2 protein-coding genes are annotated in these 809 nt (G+C 34.5%); both read left to right on the top strand.

The window, feature by feature from the left end; all coding sequences use genetic code 11:
* The coding region (locus BACFIN_RS00065) for a discoidin domain-containing protein (protein ID WP_007758396.1) at positions 1-445 on the top strand (445 nt) is incomplete at its 5' end.
* A gap of 63 nt (positions 446-508) precedes the next feature.
* On the top strand, positions 509-809 hold a 301-nt coding region (locus BACFIN_RS23080), incomplete at its 3' end, for a hypothetical protein (protein ID WP_007758394.1).

Genomic DNA, 809 nt, shown 5'->3' with positions numbered 1-809 from the left:
CCTTCAAACTGAAATTGTGCAAATAGCTATTCTCAGTAGCCGTTTTCCTGATAACTTAATAAAATATGGCGAAAATAGCTTGGTAGACGGTAACGATAGTAACAAAGCTATAGAAATATTTGTTGCTGCTAAGAGGTTTGTACCAAGAAGCAATTTCCTTTTTACTGTAGATATGCAGAATGCTCAAACTTTCTCTGGTATCAGAGTTAAATATCTTGGTAGCAATCCAAGCAACTTCTATAAAGAAGTGACGATTGCTCTTTCTAGTAATAATTCCACTTGGACTAAAGTAGGAACGATCGAGAATGCTGTTGAAAAGAATGGTGCATCTGACTTTATCTTCTTAGTTCCTGTAAAAGCACAATATATTAAGATTGAGATGGATATCCCTATTAAAGAAGCAGACTACATCAATATTACTGAAGTTACTGTTTATCAGAAATAATTAATTATACTATTTAGTTAGAAATTGTATTTTATAAACCACTCATTTCTATAGATTTGGAACATGAGTGGTTTATTTGTATTTTTGCAAAATTTATTATTAAAACCTCATATAATAGATATGGAACGATTCAAAATTTTTATTCTTGTTCTTTCAATCGTCTCTTTATCAGTTTTTCTTGATGGATGCGATAAGGATGAACCTCTTGATGAAGTGATTATTCCTCCGCTGGAAGAAATAAATCCGGATAATGAAAAACCTGATCCGGAGAAACCTGATCCTGATCCTGAACCGGAGAAACCTGATCCTGATCCCGAACCGGAGAAGCCTGATCCCGATCCTGAACCGGAGATTCCGCAAGAAT

Source organism: Bacteroides finegoldii DSM 17565 (genome assembly GCF_000156195.1).
GTDB classification, from domain to species: Bacteria; Bacteroidota; Bacteroidia; order Bacteroidales; family Bacteroidaceae; genus Bacteroides; species Bacteroides finegoldii.
This window is presented reverse-complemented; position numbering and strand designations above follow the sequence as displayed.